We start from the raw sequence: 18,715 nt of genomic DNA on the forward strand, positions 1-18,715 counted from the left end.
GCGGGAAGAAAGAACCGGAAATGACTGAAACCCCTGCCAGACACGAGGTCGACACCCCGGCCGCGGAAGCGCTCGCGCAGACCCAGAACCCCACCGCGGCGATCACCGACTTCGGCATCGACACGACATCGATGTCAACCGGCGAAGCCATCCGCGACTACTTCGCCCGCCTGCGGGCCGGCGAGCTCGGCGCGCTGCCGTCGCTGTTCGGCCTGCTCGTGCTTGTGGTCCTGTTCAGCGCGCTGTCGGACAACTTCTTCACGCTGGCCAACATCGCCAACGTCTTCCCGCAGGGCGCGGGCGTGATCATCATCGCGATGGGCATCGTCTTCGTGCTGCTGCTCGGCGAGATCGACCTCGCCGCCGGCGTGGCGTCCGGCACCGCCGCGTCGGTGATGGCGCTGCACTACGTCCACAACGGAAACCTGCTGGGCAACATGGGGTCGGGCGTGTTCATCACGTTCATCGCCGTCCTCGCCGTGGCCATGCTGCTTTCGGCCTACCAGCGGATCTGGGCCGGCGCCGGGCTTTCGCTGGTCGGCGTGCTGATCGTCGCGATCGGCGTCCCCGCCAACGCCTGGCTCGAGATCCTGCTGGCCATCTGCGTCGGCACCGCGATCGGCTGCATCACCGGCTTCCTCGTGTCGAAGATCGGCATGCCGTCCTTCGTCGTGACGCTGGCGCTGTTCATCGTGTGGCAGGGCGTCCTGCTGCAGTTCATCGGTGAGGGCGGCACGATCGGCATCACCAACTCGGACGTGCTGTACAAGATCGCCAACGGCAACCTGGACATCGTGGGCAGCTGGATCTTCTTCCTCGTCGCCGCCGGCGGCTTCGCGGTGATCACGCTGCTCAGCCACTTCAAACGGCTCAAGCGCGGCCTCGTCGTGCGGCCCACGGCGCTGGTGATGGTCAAGGTCGCGGCGCTCGTCGTGCTGTCGGCACTGGGCACCTGGCTGCTGACGATCAACCGCTCGCCGAACAAGGCGGTCGTCACGATCCAGGGCATCCCGTACGTCATCCCGATCATGCTGGTGCTGCTGGTGATCGGGACCTACGCGCTCAACCGGACCAAGTACGGCCGGTACGTCTACGCGGTCGGCGGCAACAAGGAAGCCGCCCGCCGCGCCGGTATCGATGTGCCGAAGATCCGGGCGAGCGTGTTCGTCATCGGCTCCGCGATCGCGGCGATCGGCGGCATCGTCGCCGCGTCGAAGGTCGGTTCGGTCAGCCCGCAGTCCGGTGGCCTGAACACCCTGCTGTTCGCGGTGGGTTCGGCCGTCATCGGCGGCACGTCGCTGTTCGGCGGCAAGGGCCGGGTCTCCGACGCGGTCGTCGGTGGCCTGGTGATCGCCGTGGTCATCAACGGCCTGGGCCTGCTCAAGCAGCCGGCCGCGGTGGTCAACATCATCACCGGCCTGGTCCTGTTGCTCGCCGCCACCGTCGACGCGCTGTCCCGGCGCCGCGCGGCTGCGTCGTCGCGCTGAACCAGCATGGAATGATCAAGTCCGTGACCAGCACGCCCGTTGCTCGACCGGACGAGGTGCGCCGGCACAACCGCACGACACTGCTCCGCCTGCTGCACGTCGGCGGGCCGAGCACCCGGGCGACCCTGGCCACCCAGCTGGGGCTCAACCGGAGCACGATCAAGACCCTCGTCGACGGGCTCGCCGAAGCCGGTGTCGTCGAGGAGAAGGTGCCGAGGCCGGGACGAGGGGCGGGCCGCCCCTCGCTCCTGGTCCTGCCCCAGCCGCACGCGGCGGTCGTGCTCGCGGTCGACCTGCAGGTCGAGCACGTCGCGATCGCCCTGGTCGGGCTGGGCGGCCAGATCCTGGGCCGCAACAGCTGGAACCTGCGCGGCCGGATGGGGCAGCCCGACGAGGTCATCACCCACGTTCTCGAGTCGACGGCCATCCTGGCCGGCGACCTCGGCGTGACCCCGGTCGCGGCCGGGGTGTCGGTGCCCGGCGTCGTCCGGCGGGCCGACGGGTACGTGCACGAGGCCCCGAACCTGCGCTGGACCGACATCGCGCTCGGCGAGCGGCTCGGCAGTGTGCTGCAGATCCCGATCCTGGTCGGCAACGACGCCGAGCTCGGCGCGGTCGCCGAGCACCTGCGCGGGGCGGCCCGCGGGTCGTCCGACGTGGTGTACATCTCGGCGGACGTCGGGGTCGGCGGCGGCGTCATCTCCGAAGGCTCGGCGCTGCGCGGCGGTTCCGGCTACGTCGGCGAAATCGGGCACATGGTGATCCGCCCGGGCGGACGGGCCTGCTACTGCGGCAGCAGCGGGTGCTGGGAGACCGAGGTCGGCGAAGCCGCGCTCTGCCGGGCGCTCGGGCTGGCCGAGGACACCCCGCGCGGCGCGATCCTGTTCGAGCTGCGGGAGCTGAGCCGCGATCCCGAGACGGCGCTGACGCGGCTCGCGGAGTTCGCCGAGTGGCTGACGCTGGGGCTGATCAACGTCGTCAACCTGCTGGGGCCGCAGCTGGTGATCCTCGGCGACCTGCTCACGGTCCTGCCGGACGCGGTCCTCCGGCACGTCGGCGCCGAGGTGCGCCGGCGCAGCCTGGTGAGCCGGGCGGTCGGTGGCACCCGGATCATCAGCTCGGCCCTGGGGGCCGACGTGAAGCTGCTGGGCGCCGCGGAAGTGGCGTTCGAGGTCGTGCTGGATTCTGTCTGATTTCCTGTCCGGTTTTGTGTCCGGAATCACGGTATTTCGCGGCCGGACCGTGACTTCGGCCCCGCACTTTGCAAGTTGCAGAAAACGAAGACGGCCGGTGCCTGTGCGCACCGGCCGCCTTCGGGCGTTTCGGGGTGGTTACCGCTGGAGGTCGGCGGACAGTTCCTTGAGCTTGGCCTCGTGCTCACGGGCGTGGTGCCCGCAGAAGAGCAGTTCGCCACCCTTGCTGAGGATGGCTCGTACCTGAGCTGCAGCTCCGCACCGGTCACAGCGGTCGGCGGCGGTCAGTTCGGGGCGGGTGAGCGTCGGCGATGTCATGGGGGTCTCCCTCCGTCCCGGCACCGGTTGCCCGGTGCCATCGATCCAGCTACGCCCACTTCGGGACTGATGCCGGTGGCGGCGATCGCCTCCGGCTCCGCGGTGTTCGTGGTTCCACTCTTCCAGACGTTTCGCAGCCCGCAAGTGTTCCCGCGCCGGTGGGACCTGAGTCACGCCGATTTACCCCGGATGCCGTAGTCGTATCCCGCAATGCAGGAGACGAAAACCCGGAGAGTTACGTTTTCCGTGGTCAGGCACCATGGGCACATGAGTGCCGCGAGCCCGGCGCGGAAGCTTTCGACGCCACCCGCCCCGCTGTTGTTCGTTCTCAGCGGAATTTCCATGTACGTCGGCGCGGCCGTCGCGGTCGGTCTTTTCGGACACGCGACGCCCGCCGGGGTGGCGTGGCTGCGGTGCCTCGGCGCGGCGGTGGTGCTGCTGGCCTGGCGGCGGCCACCCCGGGCGGCCTGGCGCGGCCGGCGGCTGGCGCTGGCGATCGTCTTCGGCGTCGTGACGGCGGGCATGAACGTGGTCTTCTACGAGGCGATCGCCCGGCTCCCGCTGGGCACGGCGGTGGCGATCGAGTTCGCGGGCCCGGTGGTGGTGGCGGCGTTCGGCTCCCGGTCACTGCGGGACGTGCTGGCGGTGCTGCTCGTGGCGGCCGGGGTGGTGGCCATCGCGGACGTCCGGCTGTCCGGGAGTGCCCTGGGAGTGGTGCTCGCCCTCGGCGCGGCGGCGGCTTGGGCGGGGTACATCCTGCTCGGCAAGCGGGTGGCGGTGGAAGGCGACGGCATCGACAGCCTGGCGATCGGCTTCGCCGCGGGGACGGTCGCGCTCTCCCCGCTGGCCCTCGGCACCGGCGAGGTGTGGTCTTCGCCGCGCTTGCTGCTGCTCGGCGTCGGCGTCGGAGTGCTCTCGACGGTGGTGCCCTACGCGCTCGATCAGGTGGTGCTGCGCCGCGTCGGCCAGGCCCGGTTCGCGCTGCTGCTGGCCCTGCTGCCGGTGACGGCCGGGGTGACCGGCTTCGTGCTCCTGGGGCAGGTGCCGAGCGTTTTGGAGGCCTTGGGGACGCTGGCGGTGGTGGCGGGGGTGGCCCTGCGGAGCCGTGAGACGACGTCCCGGCTGTCTCCGGAGCCACCGGGCTGACCGGCCTCGCCCCGGCCGGCCGCTTCCGCGGGCCGGATCGCGATGGCCTCCGCCGCACTCGACCGGGATACTGGCCCGGGGCGCAGGGGAAGCGGGTGGCCATGACGAAGGCGGCGTCGGCGGCGGCGAAGGACTTCGCCGCGGCCGGAGTGGGCGGGGTACATCTGGCCTGGGCGGACAACAACGGCATCCCCCGCTCCCGCATCGTCCCCGTCGCGGGCCTGGCCGACGCCGCCGGCCGCGGCGTCGGGGCGACGTCCCTGTTCGCCGTCTTCGACAGCCACGACGCGATCACCTACGGGCACGCCGGCCTCGCGACGCCGTCCGGCGACATCCGGCTCGTGCCGGTGATCGACCGGCTGTGCCGGCTGGCCGGGCAGCCCGCGCTGGCCTGGGCGCCGGTCCGGCAGGTCGCCGCGGACGGCTCGCCCTGGCCGTACTGCCAGCGGGCGGTCCTCGAGGCGCAGGTCGCGGAGGGTGCCCGGCGCGGGCTGGAGTTCCGCGCGGGCTACGAGCTGGAGTTCGCCGTCGCGCCAGCGGGCAGCACCGACGTCGTGACGACGCCCGGACACGCCGGGCCGGCCTACAGCCCGCACGCGCTCGTCCGCCTCGACGGCTTCGTCGCGGCCCTGCTGCACGACTTCGCGGCCAACGGCCTGCGGATCGGCCAGCTGCACGCCGAGTACGGCGTCGCGCAGATCGAGCTGTCGCTCGCCGCCACCGACCCGGTCTCGGCCGCCGACGACCAGCTGCTGGCCCGCCAGACCATCCACGCCGCCGCGCACACGCACGGTCTCGCCGTCAGTTTCGCGCCGCTGATCGGCCTCGGCGCGGCCGGCAACGGCTGGCACCTGCACACGTCCGTCCGCCGGAAGGGCCGGAACCTGCTCGAGGGCGAAGGCGACGGCCTGCCCGCCGAAGCCGGCGCCGGCTACCTCGCCGGGCTGCTGCGCGACCTGCCGGCGCTGACCGCGATCACCGCGCCGAGCGTCCCGTCGACCCTGCGGCTGCGCCCCGGCTACTTCGCCGGCGCGTACGCGTTCTGGGGCGTCGAAAACCGGGAGGCGCCGCTGCGGTACGTGCCCGGCTCGCCGCTGCTGGGCGCCGACCACGCGAACGTCGAGCTCAAGACGTCCGACGCCTCGGCCAACCCGTACCTCGCGCTGGCCGCGGTGCTGGCCGCCGGGATGGCCGGGATCGAGGATTCGCCCGCTTTGCCCGATCCCATCGGCGAGGACCCGGGCGGCTGGACGGAGGGTGAGCGCGAGACGCGCGGCGTGCGCCGGCTGCCGGCGGACACCGCCGAACAGGACGCCGCGCTGCTCGCCTCGCCCCGGATCGCCGGCGTGCTCGGCGACGAACTGCTGGGAGCGTTCCGCGCGGTCCGGGCGTCCGACGCGGCGTGGGCGGCCGAACGCACGACCGACGAGATCGTCGCCGCACACCTGTGGCGTTACTGAAGCTGGGAAGATGGCTCAGGGAGCCCGCGCGGGTTCCGGGAAGCCACTTGAGGGGACCGATGTCTTCGGGGATCGACGGCGGGCAGCTCGACCTGTCCGGGGTGCGGTGGCTGCCGGGCGGGGCCCGGCTGGCCGCGGTGGCCCAGGCGGAGCTGCCCCAGAAGGACGGCCTGGCCGCCGCGTTCTGCGGGCTCGCGGCGCTGCGGGCGGCCGGGCTCGACGTGCCCGACCAGGACGCCGTCGCGGCGGCCGCGGGTACCGGCCGCGGGCCGGTCGTGCGCCCGGCAGGCGAGGCGGGCCGGGCCGGCTTCCGGCTGCCGCTGCCGTCCGTCGACGACCCAGCCGCGGCGGGGACCCGGGTCTCCGGGCTGGCGGCGGCCGTCGGTTCGCTGTCGCGCGGCGCGCTCGTGGCCGTGCCGGTGACGGGGGAGTGGACCACCGAGTCGCTCTTCGACCTGCTGATGGGGCTGTGGGACGTGCCGCGCGTCGCGGTGATCGCCCGGATCGACGGCGCCGAGCTCGGCGCCCACGACACCCCGGAGCGCGCGCTGCTCGACTACCTCGACACCGGCATCCCGCCACTGTGGACGTCCCGATGGCGTCCGCCGGGCGGCCACTTCGTACTCCTGGCGGGCATCCGCATCGGCGCCGAGGGCACCCTCTTGTCCGTTGTGGACACTTACCCGTCGTTGGGGGACAACGGGATTCACGACCAGCCCGTCGAATGGGTGACGGCGGCCCTGGCCGGCCTCGGCGTGCTGGTGGTCGTCGACGCGGACCAGGCCGGCGTGACCCGCGAGGCGGCCCGCGTCGCCGGGCTCACTCCGTCCTTTTGGGACTGACCGCCGCCTTCGCTTCTCCGGTCGCGAAGCGGGAGTGGCGACGGCCGTAGGCGAAGTAGATCACCAGGCCGATCGCCAGCCACACGGCGAAGCGGATCCACGTGAGCACGTTGAGGTTGAGCATCAGGTACAGGCACGCCAGCGCGGCCAGCACCGGGACGACCGGCGAGAACGGCACGCTGAACGGCCGCTCCAGGTCGGGACGGCGGCGGCGCAGCACCGGGACCGCCACCGCCACGATGATCATCGCCGACAGCGCGCCGATGCTCACCATGTCGGCCAGCTCGGAGATCGGGACGAACGCGGCCAGCACGGCGATGAGCGCCGCGCCGCCGATCGTCATCCGGTGCGGGGTGCCCCAGCGCGGGTGCGCGGTGCCGAGCGCCTTCGGCAGCAGGCCGTCCCGGCCCATCGCGAAGCCGATCCGGCCGATCGTGACCAGCTCGACCATCATCACCGACGTCAGCCCGGTCACCGCGCCGAGCGAGATCAGCGCGCCCACCCAGTGCTGGCCGACCCGGTCGAACGCGTCGGCCAGCGGCGCGCCCGTGTCGATGTCGGTGAACGGGATCATGCCGGTCAGCACGATCGACACGCCGATGTAGAGCACCGCGCACAGGCCCAGCGCGCCGAGGATGCCGACCCGGAGGTCCTTGCGCGGGTTCAGCGTCTCCTCGCCGAGGTTCGCGAGGGCTTCGAAGCCGGTGTAGGCGAAGAAGACCACGGCGGCGGCGGTGACCATCCCGGCCAGGCCGTACACCGACTGTTCGAGGCCCAGCGCGGCCTGGACCACCGGTTGCTCCAGCACGGTCGCCCCGGCTTCGGGCGCCTGCGCCGGCGGGACGAACGGCGTCAGGTTGGCGCCCCGGACGAAGAACAGGCCGACCGCGAGCACCAGCACGCAGACCCCGACCTTCACGCACACCAGCAGGTTCGTCAGCCAGGCCGACTCCTTGATGCCCAGCACGGCGACCACGGTCAGCGCGGCGATGACGAGCACCGCGCCGACATTGACCTTCGCGTCTTCGCCGAACCACTCCGGCGCCAGCCCGAGCAGGTTCGCCAGGTACCCCGACCAGCCGCGCGAGACCACGGCGGCGCCGAGCGCGAACTCCAGCAGCAGGTCCCAGCCGATGATCCAGGCGAACACTTCGCCGAGGGTGGCGAAGGCATAGGTGTAAGCGCTTCCCGCCGTCGGCACGCTGGAGGCGAGCTCGGCGTAGCACAGCGCCGCGAGCCCGGCGACGACCGCGCCGAGCACGAACGACAACGTCACCGAAGGCCCGGCGTGCGTCTTCGCCTCGACGCCCGCGAGGGTGAAGATGCCGGTGCCGATGATGATCCCGACGCCGAACCCGACCAGGTCGCGTCCGCGCAGCCGCCGCTTGAGCTCACCGGAGTCCTGGCGTTTCAGGACCTCGTCGACGTTCAACGTTCTCCGCTCACCCATGAGGAGAAGCTAAAAGGTCACGGGCGGTCCCGCAGAACGGCCGGGTCAGCTTTCCCCGGCCAGGCCGTTCTCCTGGGCGAGGATCGCGGCCTGCACGCGGGAGCGCAGGTCCAGCTTGGCCAGCACGCGGGAGACGTGCGTCTTGACGGTGGTCTCGCCGATGAGCAGCCGGGTGGCGATCTGGGCGTTCGAGAGGCCGTCGCCGAGGCAGCCGAGCACCTCCCGTTCCCGGTCGGTGAGGTCCGCGAGGCCGTGCGGGACGGGCGCCGGCTCCGGCGTGGCGGCGGCGAAGGCGGTGATCAGCCGCCGGGTGATCTGCGGGGCGAGCACGCCTTCCCCGGCCGCGACGAGCTTCACGGCCTCGATCAGCCGGGACGCTTCGACCGACTTGATCAGGAACCCGGCGGCCCCGGCCCGCAGCGCGCCGTACACGTACTCCTCGAGGTCGAACGTGGTCAGCACGAGCACCTGCGAAAGCCCTTCGGCGACCAGCTCGCGGGTGGCGGTGATGCCGTCGGTGCCCGGCATCCGGACGTCCATCAGGGTGACGTCCGGCCGCAGCGCCCGGGCCTGCCGCACCGCGGCGGCGCCGTCGGCGGCCTCGCCGACCACCTCGATGCCCTCGGCGTTGCCGAGGATGGTGGTCAGGCCGAACCGGATGGCACTGTGGTCGTCGGCGATGAGGACCCGGACGGTCATCGGCTGCCGCCCACCGGCAGCTCCGCGCGGACCAGCCAGCCGTCCCCGGCCGGGCCGGCGGTCAGCCTGCCGCCCACCGCGTCCGCGCGTTCGCGCATGTTCAGCAGGCCGGCGCCGTCGGCGGGGTCGCGGGGCGGGTGGTGGACGTCGTTGCGCACCTCGACCGCGAGGACGCCGTCGAGGTAGCGGACGTCCACGTCGACCTGGCCGCCGGGGGCGTGCTTGACCGCGTTGGTCAGTGCCTCCTGCGCGATCCGGTACGCCGTCAGGTCGACCGCCGCGGGCAACGCCACGCCGGCGTCCACAGTGGACCCGACGTGCACCTCCAGCCCGCTCGCCCGCGCCGAGTCCACCAGCTTGGCCAGTTCCGCCAGCCGGGCCGGCGCGGTCGTCTCCGCCTCACCGCCCTCGGCCTTGAGCAGCCCGATCATGGCGCGCATCTCCTCCAACGCGCTGACACTGTTTTCCCGCACCGACTCCAGTACCGTCTTCGCCAGTTTCGGATCGGGCATCGACAGCGCCGCCTCCGACTGGATCGCGATGGCCGAAAGGTGCCCGGCGATCACGTCGTGCAGGTCACGCGCCATCCGCCCGCGCTCGGCGGCCACCGCGGCCCGGCGGTCCAGCTGCGCGATCTTCGCCAGCTGCTCGGCGTTCGCGCGCTCGGTCTCGGCGATGTCGCGCTGCTGCCGGAGGTTCGCCGCCCACCACACCGGCGTGAGGACGAACGGCAGCACGCTCACCGCGGCCAGCACCGCCGTGCGCCACTGCTGCGCGAGCAGCAGCACCGCGGCGAACACGGCCGCCACCGACAGCGCGGCGACGCCGATCATCACCCGGCTCGTGCGCCGGGAGCCGTACAGCGTCGCCGCGTACAGGAAGTCGGTGTAGATGATCACCACCGGCAGCGACGGGCTGAGCAGAATGTCGACGGCCAGCACCGCCGTGGCCAGCAGCAGCGCTCCCGGCACCCACCGGCGGAACAGTTCCAGCCCGCACAGCGCGGTCAGCTCGAGCAGGCGTACCCACAGCGGCGCGTGGTCGTACGCCGTGAGGAGCCGGTGGATGCCGGCAGCGTAGCCGAGGAAGCCGATCAGCCAGGTGGTCAGCGCGATCAGGGCGTCTTGCTGCCACACCGGGAGCGATCGCAGGCGCGGGAGGGGCATGTGACCATCTGAGCACATGGGGTGACCGGTCCGCGTCCTACGAAGTGATGACGCCCGGTCGTGCCTTTCGCCGACGCGCCCGGGGCGGCGCCCGGGCGAGGGTGGAGGCGTGGACGAGATCGGAAAGTTCTTCGCGGAGAACCCGATGGCCGCCGTGATCGCGGCGGGCGAGGTCGGGTTCTGGGTGGTCATCGCGGCCGGGCTGGCCGTGCGGTACGTGCTGCGCGCCCGGCGGACGTCGGTCGTGCTGCTCGCCATGGTTCCGCTGATCGACGTCGTGGTGCTGGTGGCGACCGTGCTCGACCTGGCAGGCGGGGCGAAGGCGAACTTCACCCACGGACTCGCCGCCGTCTACCTGGGCTTCAGCGTCGTGTTCGGGCCGGGCATGGTCCGGTGGGCCGACGGGCGGTTCGCGCACCGGTTCGCCGGCGGGCCGCCACCACCGCCGAAGCGGCGGGGGCGGGCGAGGCTGCGCCACGAATGGCGGGAGTTCGGAAAGTGCCTGCTGGCCTGCGGGCTGGCGGCGGTGGTCCTGCTGATCGCGATCTTCGCGATCGGCACACCGGAGCAGGTGGCGCCGCTGTGGGCCTGGTTCCCGCGGCTGGGCACCGTGTCGGTGATCTGGCTGTTCACCGGCCCGGTCTGGGAGGCGCTGTCCGGCGACCGCGAGGAGGCGCGGACATGACCGAGCCGATCGGATTCCGCTCCGCGTGCCGGGTGCGGGAGAGCTTCGCGAGTGACGTCTTCGCGCGCGGATGGCGCGAACGGCCGGGCACCGGAATGCTGGTCCCGTGTCCGCCGAGATCCCCGCCCGCCGTCCCCTGCACGAGCTCGCCGACCTCCACGGCGTCGCCACCCGGTACGAGAACGCCGACCAGGTCTGGGTCGACGTGGCCGATGACGTCGTCGTGGCCGTCCTGGGACAGTTCGGTGTCGACGCCACCGGTGAGGAGGCCATCGCCGCGGCGCTGACGGCCGCGCGCGAAGCCCGGTCCGCGGCCGTGCTGCCGCCGGCGATCGTCGTGCGGGAAGGCACCGGACGGCGGCTGGGGGTCGACGCCGAGGTCGTGCTCGAGGACGGGACGCGGCGGCGGGCCGAGGGCGAGCTGCCGGCGGACCTGCCGCTGGGCTGGCACCGGGTGGTCACCGCCGACCAGGACGTCGTGCTCGCCGTGGTGCCGGCGAAGCTGCCGGAGGTCCGGCCCGCGTGGGGATGGATGCTGCAGCTCTACGCCCTGCACTCGGCCGGCTCCTGGGGCATCGGCGACTACGCCGACCTGGCGACCTTCGCCGCCCGGTCGGCCGCCGAGCTCGGCGCCGGCGTCCTGCTGGTCAACCCGGTCCAGGCGATCAGCCCCGCCCACCCGGTGGAGCGCTCGCCGTACTCGCCGGCGAGCCGTCGGTTCGCCAACCCGGTCTACCTGCGCGTCACGGCGACCGAGACGTTCGCCGAGGCCGGCGCCGCGACCCAGGACGCGGTGCGGTCGCTGGCGCCGGACCGGGAGGGCGACCTCATCGACTACGACGCGGTGTGGACGGCGAAGCACGCCGCGCTCGAACTGCTGTGGCCCCACCGGGTGGAGGAGGTGCCCGACGACGACGACCTGGCCGCCTTCGCGCTGTTCTGCGCCCTCGCCGAGCGGCACGGCGCGGACTGGCGGGACTGGCCTGAGGAGCTGCGCGACCCGGCCGGCCCCGAGGTGGAAAAGGCCCGGCAGGAACTGAAGGAGCGCGTCGGGTTCCACGCTTGGCTGCAGCACCTCTGCCGGGTGCAGCTGGCGGCCGCCCGCCGGGCGGCGCGCGAGGCCGGGATGACCGTCGGGATCGTGCACGACCTGCCGGTCGGGGTGCACCCCGGCGGGGCCGACACGTGGGCGGTGCGGGACGTCTTCGCGGCCGACGTGCGGGTGGGCGCGCCGCCGGACGCGTTCAACCAGCAGGGGCAGGACTGGAACCTGCCGCCGTGGCGGCCGGACAAGCTGGCCGAGGCCGGGTACGCGCCGTTCCGGGACGTCATCCGCGGGGTGCTGCGCTACGCCGACGGCATCCGGGTCGACCACATCGCCGGGCTCTGGCGGCTGTGGTGGATCCCGCCGGGCGAGCCCGCGCACCGCGGCACGTACGTCCACTACGACGCCGAAGCGATGGTCGGCGTGCTCGCGCTCGAGGCGCACCGCGCCGGCGCGGTGGTCGTGGGGGAGGACCTCGGCACCGTCGAGGAGACCGTCACCGAGACCATGCACGAACGCGGCATGCTCAGCTCGGCCGTGCTGTGGTTCGAACGCGACTGGGACGCGCCGGGCAAGCCGTTCACGCGCCCCCGCGAATGGGACCCGGACGCCATGGCCAGCATCTCGACGCACGACCTGCCGACGGTTTCCGGCTGGCTGGCCGGCGAGCACGTCCGGGTCCGCGCCGAGCTGGGGCTGCTGGACCGCGGCGTCGAAGCGGAAGCGGAAGCGGCCGCCGGCGAACGCGAGGCCCTGTTCGAACTCGTTGCGCGGGAAGGGATTCCGGACGACGACCCGGTCGTCGCGCTGCACACGCTGCTGGCGTCGGCCGCCTCGCGGCTGGTGCTGACGTCGCCGGCGGACGTGGCGGGCCAGGTGCGGCAGCCGAATCTGCCCGGAACGATCGACCAGTACCCTAACTGGCGGATTCGCCTTCCCGTCAGCGTCGACGGCTTCTTCACCGCGAAGGGGGTCCGTGCCGCGGTCGCGCCGCTGGCGGTGGCCCGTCCGCTGCTGGAGTAACGACCACCCCGTGGCGCACGACCCCCGGTGACACGCGTCCGCGGACGCCCCGGCACGACCCAAGCTCGAGGAGAAACCAGTGCGGCCCTGGCCAGGAACGCCCTACCCGCTCGGCGCGACCTACGACGGAGTGGGGACGAACTTCGCCCTGTTCTCCGAAGTCGCCGAGCGGGTCGAACTGTGCCTGTTCGACGCCGACGGCGCGGAAACGCGGCACGCGCTCGAAGAGGTGGACGGCTTCGTTCACCACGGCTACCTGCTCAACGTCGGGCCCGGGCAGCGGTACGGGTTCCGGGTGCACGGCCCGTACGACCCGAGGCGCGGCCTGCGCTGCAACCCGAACAAGCTGCTCATCGACCCGTACGCGAAGGCCGTCTCGCACGGCGTGAAGTGGGACGAGTCGCTGTTCGGCTACCGGTTCGGCAACCCGGACGTGCGCAACGACCACGACTCGGCGGGCCGGGTGCCGTACTCGCTGGTGGCGAACCCGTTCTTCGCCTGGGGCAACGACCGTCCGCCCAAGCGGCCGTACAACGAGACGGTCATCTACGAGGCGCATGTCAAGGGCATGACCGTGAATCACCCGTTCGTGCCCCAGGCGCTGCGGGGCACCTATGCCGGTCTCGCGCACCCCTCCGTCGTCGAGCACCTGCAGAAGATCGGCGTGACGGCGGTGGAACTGCTGCCGGTGCACCAGTTCGTCACCGACCACGGCCTGGCGGAGAAGGGCCTGACGAACTACTGGGGCTACAACACGATCGGCTACTTCGCGCCGCACGACTCCTACGCCGCGATGCCCGGCGAGGGCGGCCAGGTCCAGGAGTTCAAGGGCATGGTGAAGGCCTACCACGAGGCCGGCATCGAAGTGATCCTCGACGTGGTTTACAACCACACCGCGGAGGGCAACCACCTCGGGCCCACGCTGTCGATGCGCGGCATCGACAACGAGGCCTACTACCGCCTGGTCGAGGGGGAACCCGAGTACTACATGGACTACACCGGCACCGGGAACTCGCTGAACGTGCGCAACCCGCACACCCTGCAGCTGATCATGGATTCGCTGCGCTACTGGGTGACCGAGATGCACGTCGACGGCTTCCGGTTCGACCTCGCTTCGGCGCTGGCGCGCGAGTTCTACGACGTCGACCGGCTGTCGACGTTCTTCGACCTCGTGCAGCAGGACCCGATCGTGAGCCAGGTGAAGCTGATCGCCGAGCCGTGGGACGTCGGCCCCGGTGGCTACCAGGTCGGCAACTTCCCGCCGCTGTGGACGGAGTGGAACGGGCAGTTCCGCGACACCGTCCGGGACTTCTGGCGGGGCGAGCCCTCGACGCTGGGCGAGTTCGCGTCGCGGATCACCGGCTCGTCGGACCTCTACCAGGACGACGGCCGCCGCCCGTTCGCGTCGATCAACTTCGTCACCGCGCACGACGGCTTCACGCTGCGGGACCTGGTGTCCTACAACGAAAAGCACAACGAGGCCAACGGCGAGGGCAGCCGCGACGGCGCCGACGACAACCGGTCGTGGAACTGCGGTGTCGAGGGCGAGACCGACGACCCGGAGGTGCTGGCGCTGCGCGCCCGGCAGCAGCGCAACATGCTGGCCACGCTGATGCTGTCCCAAGGCGTGCCGATGATCCTGCACGGTGACGAGCTCGGCCGGACCCAGCAGGGCAACAACAACGTCTACTGCCAGGACTCCGAACTGTCCTGGATGGATTGGGATCTGGCGAAGGACAACGCCGGCCTGGTGCAGTTCACCGCCGGGCTGACCGCGCTCCGGCGACGGCACCCGGTGTTCCGCCGCCGGCGGTTCTTCCACGGCGGCCCGGTCGGCAAGGGCGACAGTCTGGGCGACATCGCCTGGTTCACCCCGGCCGGCGAGGAGATGACCGAGCAGAACTGGGACGACGCCTTCGGCAAGGCGGTCGTGGTCTTCCTCAACGGCAAGGCGATCCCGGATCTCGACCAGCGTGGGATGGCGGTCGAGGACGACTCGTTCCTGCTCGCCTTCAACGCGCATCACGAGGACATCGACACCACGTTGCCGGGCAACGGGTACGGCCAGAGCTGGACCGTCGTGGTCGACACCGCGACCGGCGAGGTGGAGCCCGCCGAGGCGAAGCCGATCGAAGGCGGTGGCCAGTTCACCCTTCCCGCCCGGTCCCTGATCGTGCTGCAGCGGACGGAGCCCGAATGACGGTGCCGGAGTCGACGTACCGGGTGCAGCTGCGCCCGGAGTTCACCTTCAGTGACGCCGCGGAGATCGCCGGCTACCTGCGTGACCTGGGCATCGGCGCGCTCTACGCGTCGCCGGTGCTGGACGCGGTGCCGGGCTCGACCCACGGCTACGACGTCGTCGACCCGACGCGCGCGCGGCCCGAGCTGGGCGGCGAGGAAGCGCGCCGGAATCTCTCGAAAAAGCTGAAGGAGGCCGGGCTCGGCCTGGTCGTCGACATCGTGCCGAACCACATGTCGGTCGAGGTGCCGAAGGCGAACCGCTGGTGGTGGGACGTGCTCAAGCACGGCCGCGACGCCGCGTCCGCCTCGTTCTTCGACGTCGACTGGGACCGCGGCCCGCTCCTGCTGCCGGTGCTCGGTGACGACGACGCGGTCGCCGAGCTGACCGTCGACGGCGACGAGCTCGCCTACTACGACCACCGCTTCCCGCTGGCGCCGGGCACGGAAGACGGGACGCCGCAGGAGGTCCACGAGCGCCAGCACTACCGCCTGGTCGGCTGGCGCCGCGGCAACGCGGAGCTGACCTACCGCCGGTTCTTCGACATCACGAACCTGGCCGCGGTCCGCGTCGAGGACCCCACGGTGTTCGCGGAGACGCACGGCGAGGTGCTGCGCTGGGTCGCCGACGGCGACGTCACCGGCCTGCGCGTCGACCACCCGGACGGGCTCGCCGACCCGGGCGGTTACTTCCGGCGGCTGCGGGAGAACGCGCCCGGCGCGTGGATCGTGGCGGAGAAGATCCTGCACCCGGGGGAGCCGCTGCCGCAGAGCTGGCCGGTCGACGGCACCACCGGCTACGATGCGCTGCGCGAGATCGCCGGCGTCTTCGTCGACCCGGCGGGCGAACCCGGCTTCACCGAACTCGCCACCGAACTGGGCGTGAAGACCGGCTACCACCGCGTCGAGGCCGAGGCCCGGCGCCTGGTCACCGACCGCATCCTGGTGGCCGAGGTCCGGCGGATCGCGGCGCTGCTGCCCGACGTCGACCCGGAAGCGGCCCGGCAGGCGGTGGCCGAAACGATGATCGCCTTCCCCGTCTACCGGTCCTACCTCCCCGAGGGCGGGGCCCACTGGGCGGCCGCGATCGCCGGGGCCCGGCAGGCCCGGCCCGACCTCGCCGACGCGCTGCTCCGCCTCGACGCCTTCGTGCGCCGGGACCCCGGCGGCGAGCTGGCCACCCGGATCCAGCAGACGTCCGGCATGGTCGTGGCCAAGGGCACCGAGGACACGACGTTCTACCGCTACACCCGCTTCGCCGCGCTCAACGAGGTCGGCGGCAACCCGGACCGGTTCGGCCTCGGCGTCGAGGAGTTCCACCGGCTGGCGGCCGGGCGCGAAGCCGGGCACCCGGCCTCGATGACGACGCTGACCACGCACGACACCAAGCGGTCCGAGGACACCCGCGCCCGGATGGCGGTGCTGGCCGAGCTGCCCGGCGAGTTCGCCGACGCGGTCCGGCGGTGGACCGCGCGACGCGGGATCGACGAGCCGTCGCTGAACCTCCTGGCCTGGCAGACGCTGGTCGCGACCTGGCCGATCGAGCCGGCCCGGTTGCGGGACTACCTGGACAAGGCGGCCAAGGAGGCCAAGCTCCGGACCAGCTGGACCAGCCACGACGAGGCGTTCGAGGCCGACGTCGCCGCCTGGCCCGAAGACGTCATGGGCGACGCCGAACTGGTTTCGGAGATCGAAACGTTCGTCGGCCGGATCACCGGGCCCGGCTACGTCAACTCGCTCGGCCAGAAGCTGGTGCAGCTGACCGCGCCCGGCGTCCCGGACGTCTACCAGGGCACCGAGCTGTGGGACTTCTCGCTGGTCGACCCGGACAACCGCCGCCCGGTGGACTACGCGGCCCGCCGCGAGATCCTGGCGCGGATCGCCGACGGCGAACTGCCGGAGATCGACGCGTCGGGCGCGGCGAAGCTGCTGGTGGTGCACAAGGCGCTGAAGCTGCGCCAGGAGCACCCCGCGCTGTTCCGTGGTTACCGGCCGTTGCGCGCCGAAGGGGCCGCGGCGGAGCACTGCCTGAGCTTCACGCGGACGCCGGACCTGGCGGTCGCGGTGACCCGGCTGCCGGTGGGCCTCGCGGCCGCCGGTGGCTGGCGCGACACCGTGCTGCCGTTGCCGGACGGCCGCTGGACCGACGTCCTGACCGGCCGTGAAGCGAGCCAGGAGCCGGCCACTCTGTTCGACCGCTATCCCGTCGCGTTGCTGGTGCGAGGAGACGCATGAGGTTCAGCGTGTGGGCCCCGTCCGCCGAGCGGGTCCGCGTCCAGGCCGACGCCGGCGTGCACGAGATGACCGCCGGCGAGGGCGGCTGGTGGCACGCCGAGGCCGACGGCGTCGACTACGGCTTCCTCCTGGACGGCTCGGACGAGCCGCTGCCCGACCCGAGGTCGCGGTGGCAGCCGCACGGCGTCCACGAGCTTTCGCGGGTCTACGACCACGCCGAGTTCGACTGGACCGACGACGCCTGGCACGGGCGGCAGCTCGCGGGCGGCGTCGTCTACGAGCTGCACGTCGGCACGTTCACCGAGGGTGGCACCTTCGACGCGGCGATCGAGCGGCTCGGCCACCTCGTCGACCTCGGGATCACGCACGTCGAGCTGCTGCCGGTCAACGCCTTCGACGGCACCGCGGGCTGGGGCTACGACGGCGTCCTCTGGGGCGCGGTCCACGAGCCCTACGGCGGGCCGGACGGGCTCAAGCGGTTCGTGGACGCGGCCCACGCGCGCGGCCTGGCCGTGGTGCTCGACGTCGTCTACAACCACCTCGGGCCGTCGGGGGCCTACCTCGACCGGTTCGGGCCGTACTTCGCCGGGCAGAACGACTGGGGACCGGGCCTGAACCTCGACGGCCCCGGCTCCGACGAGGTCCGCCGGTACGTCGTCGACAACGCGCTCAGCTGGTTGCGCGACTTCCACGTCGACGCGCTGCGCCTGGACGCCGTGCACGCGTTGCTCGACCGGCGCGCCGTCCACCTGCTCGAACAGCTCGCCACCGAGGTCGACGCGCTGTCGGCGGCGCTGAACCGGCCGCTGACGTTGATCGCCGAGTCCGACCTCAACGACCCGAAGCTCGTCACGCCCCGCGAGCGTGGTGGGCACGGCCTGCACGCCCAGTGGTCGGACGACTTCCACCACGCCCTGCACGTCAAGCTCACCGGGGAGAAGTCCGGCTACTACACCGACTTCGCGGCGCCGGACGCGCTCGAGCGGGTGCTGCGCGAGGTGTTCTTCCACGCCGGCACCTGGTCGTCGTTCCGCGAGCGGACCCACGGCCGTCCGGTGGACACCCGGACCGTGCCCGGCCACCGGTTCCTCGGCTACCTGCAGAACCACGACCAGATCGGCAACCGCGCGACCGGCGACCGGCTGTCGGCGACGGTCGCGCCGGGCCGGCTGGCCTGCGGCGCGGCCATCCTGTTCTGCTCGCCGTACACGCCGATGGTGTTCATGGGGGAGGAGTGGGCGGCGAGCACGCCGTGGCAGTTCTTCGCCTCCTTCCCGGACCCGGAGCTGGCCGAGGCCGTCCGCACCGGCCGCCGTCGCGAGTTCGCCCGGCACGGCTGGGGCGAAGCCGACGTCCCCGACCCGATGGACCCGGCCACCGTGGAACGTTCGCGGCTCGACTGGGCGGAGGCCGAGCGGCCCGGTCACCGGGAGATGCTGGAGCTCTACCGTGCGTTGATCCGGCTGCGCCGCGAACAGCCCGCACTGGCCGACCCGTGGGTCGCGGACCTGCGCGTCGACTCCGCGCCGGACGGGTCGTGGCTCGTGTTGCGCCGCGGCGGCCTGCGGCTGGCCGTCAACTTCGGACCCGGCGTGGTGACGTTGCCGCTCGGAGCGACCGTGACGCTGCTCACCTGGGGAGAGGCCACGGTGGACGGTGGGGCCGCGCACCTGCCGCCGGACACCTTCGTCCTGGCCGAAACGACACCCTGACGGCGGTTGCCTCCGG

At 72.3% G+C, this 18,715-nt stretch carries 14 protein-coding genes; 10 read left to right on the forward strand and 4 right to left on the reverse strand.

Features of this window, described 5'->3' with window-relative positions:
* Nucleotides 1–20 precede the first annotated feature (20 nt).
* Both AB0M82_RS30180 and AB0M82_RS30185 read left to right on the forward strand, forming a co-directional pair.
* Nucleotides 21–1,487 (forward strand): ABC transporter permease, encoded by a 1,467-nt coding sequence (locus AB0M82_RS30180; protein WP_364728882.1) that lies wholly within the window; start codon nucleotides 21–23, stop codon nucleotides 1,485–1,487.
* A gap of 11 nt (nucleotides 1,488–1,498) precedes the next feature.
* The gene (locus AB0M82_RS30185) at nucleotides 1,499–2,680 is read left to right on the forward strand and encodes an ROK family protein (RefSeq protein WP_364728885.1); all 1,182 of its coding nucleotides are present in this window, start codon (nucleotides 1,499–1,501) and stop codon (nucleotides 2,678–2,680) included.
* A gap of 138 nt (nucleotides 2,681–2,818) precedes the next feature.
* On the opposite strand, the gene AB0M82_RS30190 is transcribed toward AB0M82_RS30185, so the two are convergent.
* A complete protein-coding gene (locus AB0M82_RS30190) occupies nucleotides 2,819–2,998 on the reverse strand; it encodes a hypothetical protein (RefSeq protein ID WP_364728888.1) in 180 nt (59 codons plus the stop codon).
* A gap of 342 nt (nucleotides 2,999–3,340) precedes the next feature.
* Here AB0M82_RS30190 and AB0M82_RS30195 point away from each other — a divergent pair, with 342 nt between their 5' ends.
* The 3 genes from AB0M82_RS30195 (at nucleotide 3,341) to AB0M82_RS30205 (ending at nucleotide 6,446) form a co-directional block, all read left to right on the forward strand.
* The gene (locus AB0M82_RS30195; protein ID WP_364728960.1) at nucleotides 3,341–4,144 is read left to right on the forward strand and encodes an EamA family transporter; all 804 of its coding nucleotides are present in this window, start codon (nucleotides 3,341–3,343) and stop codon (nucleotides 4,142–4,144) included.
* A gap of 101 nt (nucleotides 4,145–4,245) precedes the next feature.
* The gene (locus AB0M82_RS30200; RefSeq protein WP_364728963.1) at nucleotides 4,246–5,604 is read left to right on the forward strand and encodes a glutamine synthetase; all 1,359 of its coding nucleotides are present in this window, start codon (nucleotides 4,246–4,248) and stop codon (nucleotides 5,602–5,604) included.
* A 59-nt stretch (nucleotides 5,605–5,663) separates the two neighbouring features.
* The gene (locus AB0M82_RS30205; protein ID WP_364728891.1) at nucleotides 5,664–6,446 is read left to right on the forward strand and encodes a hypothetical protein; all 783 of its coding nucleotides are present in this window, start codon (nucleotides 5,664–5,666) and stop codon (nucleotides 6,444–6,446) included.
* Here the strand turns inward: AB0M82_RS30205 and AB0M82_RS30210 are convergent.
* From AB0M82_RS30210 to AB0M82_RS30220, 3 genes are read right to left on the reverse strand one after another with little or no spacing between them, the layout of a single operon-like run.
* Complete coding sequence (locus tag AB0M82_RS30210; protein ID WP_364728894.1) at nucleotides 6,424–7,896, reverse strand: amino acid permease; 1,473 nt, start codon at nucleotides 7,894–7,896, stop codon at nucleotides 6,424–6,426. The two genes, AB0M82_RS30205 and AB0M82_RS30210, sit on opposite strands and share 23 nt — an antisense overlap.
* Nucleotides 7,897–7,941: 45 nt before the next feature.
* Entirely contained in the window at nucleotides 7,942–8,595 is a 654-nt protein-coding gene (locus tag AB0M82_RS30215; RefSeq protein ID WP_364728897.1) for a response regulator transcription factor, read from the reverse strand.
* A complete protein-coding gene (locus tag AB0M82_RS30220; protein WP_364728900.1) occupies nucleotides 8,592–9,761 on the reverse strand; it encodes a histidine kinase in 1,170 nt (389 codons plus the stop codon). Before AB0M82_RS30220 ends, AB0M82_RS30215 begins: the two co-directional genes overlap by 4 nt.
* Before the next feature lie 109 nt (nucleotides 9,762–9,870).
* Here AB0M82_RS30220 and AB0M82_RS30225 point away from each other — a divergent pair, with 109 nt between their 5' ends.
* From AB0M82_RS30225 to treZ, 5 genes are all read left to right on the forward strand, one after another.
* A complete protein-coding gene (locus AB0M82_RS30225; RefSeq protein WP_364728903.1) occupies nucleotides 9,871–10,446 on the forward strand; it encodes a hypothetical protein in 576 nt (191 codons plus the stop codon).
* Between the two features lie 106 nt (nucleotides 10,447–10,552).
* Entirely contained in the window at nucleotides 10,553–12,514 is a 1,962-nt protein-coding gene (malQ, locus tag AB0M82_RS30230) for a 4-alpha-glucanotransferase (RefSeq protein WP_364728906.1), read from the forward strand.
* 79 nt (nucleotides 12,515–12,593) lie between these two features.
* Complete coding sequence (glgX, locus tag AB0M82_RS30235) at nucleotides 12,594–14,714, forward strand: glycogen debranching protein GlgX (RefSeq protein ID WP_364728909.1); 2,121 nt, start codon at nucleotides 12,594–12,596, stop codon at nucleotides 14,712–14,714.
* On the forward strand, nucleotides 14,711–16,987 hold the full coding sequence (gene treY / locus AB0M82_RS30240) for a malto-oligosyltrehalose synthase (protein ID WP_364728912.1): 2,277 nt from the start codon (nucleotides 14,711–14,713) through the stop codon (nucleotides 16,985–16,987). Before glgX ends, treY begins: the two co-directional genes overlap by 4 nt.
* A complete protein-coding gene (gene treZ, locus AB0M82_RS30245) occupies nucleotides 16,984–18,699 on the forward strand; it encodes a malto-oligosyltrehalose trehalohydrolase (protein ID WP_364728915.1) in 1,716 nt (571 codons plus the stop codon). The genes treY and treZ overlap by 4 nt, the downstream gene beginning before the upstream one ends.
* Nucleotides 18,700–18,715: the final 16 nt, after the last annotated feature.

Origin of the sequence: Amycolatopsis sp. NPDC051128, from assembly GCF_040682715.1 — a bacterium.
GTDB lineage: Bacteria > Actinomycetota > Actinomycetes > Mycobacteriales > Pseudonocardiaceae > Amycolatopsis.

Coding starts and splice junctions, on each gene's coding strand:
- AB0M82_RS30180 (WP_364728882.1), top strand. CDS start 21: ATGACTGAAACCCCTGCCAGACACGAGGTCGACACCCCGGCCGCGGAA.
- AB0M82_RS30185 (WP_364728885.1), top strand. CDS start 1,499: ATGATCAAGTCCGTGACCAGCACGCCCGTTGCTCGACCGGACGAGGTG.
- AB0M82_RS30190 (WP_364728888.1), bottom strand. CDS start 2,998: ATGACATCGCCGACGCTCACCCGCCCCGAACTGACCGCCGCCGACCGC.
- AB0M82_RS30195 (WP_364728960.1), top strand. CDS start 3,341: ATGTACGTCGGCGCGGCCGTCGCGGTCGGTCTTTTCGGACACGCGACG.
- AB0M82_RS30200 (WP_364728963.1), top strand. CDS start 4,246: ATGACGAAGGCGGCGTCGGCGGCGGCGAAGGACTTCGCCGCGGCCGGA.
- AB0M82_RS30205 (WP_364728891.1), top strand. CDS start 5,664: ATGTCTTCGGGGATCGACGGCGGGCAGCTCGACCTGTCCGGGGTGCGG.
- AB0M82_RS30210 (WP_364728894.1), bottom strand. CDS start 7,896: ATGGGTGAGCGGAGAACGTTGAACGTCGACGAGGTCCTGAAACGCCAG.
- AB0M82_RS30215 (WP_364728897.1), bottom strand. CDS start 8,595: ATGACCGTCCGGGTCCTCATCGCCGACGACCACAGTGCCATCCGGTTC.
- AB0M82_RS30220 (WP_364728900.1), bottom strand. CDS start 9,761: ATGCCCCTCCCGCGCCTGCGATCGCTCCCGGTGTGGCAGCAAGACGCC.
- treY (WP_364728912.1), top strand. CDS start 14,711: ATGACGGTGCCGGAGTCGACGTACCGGGTGCAGCTGCGCCCGGAGTTC.
- treZ (WP_364728915.1), top strand. CDS start 16,984: ATGAGGTTCAGCGTGTGGGCCCCGTCCGCCGAGCGGGTCCGCGTCCAG.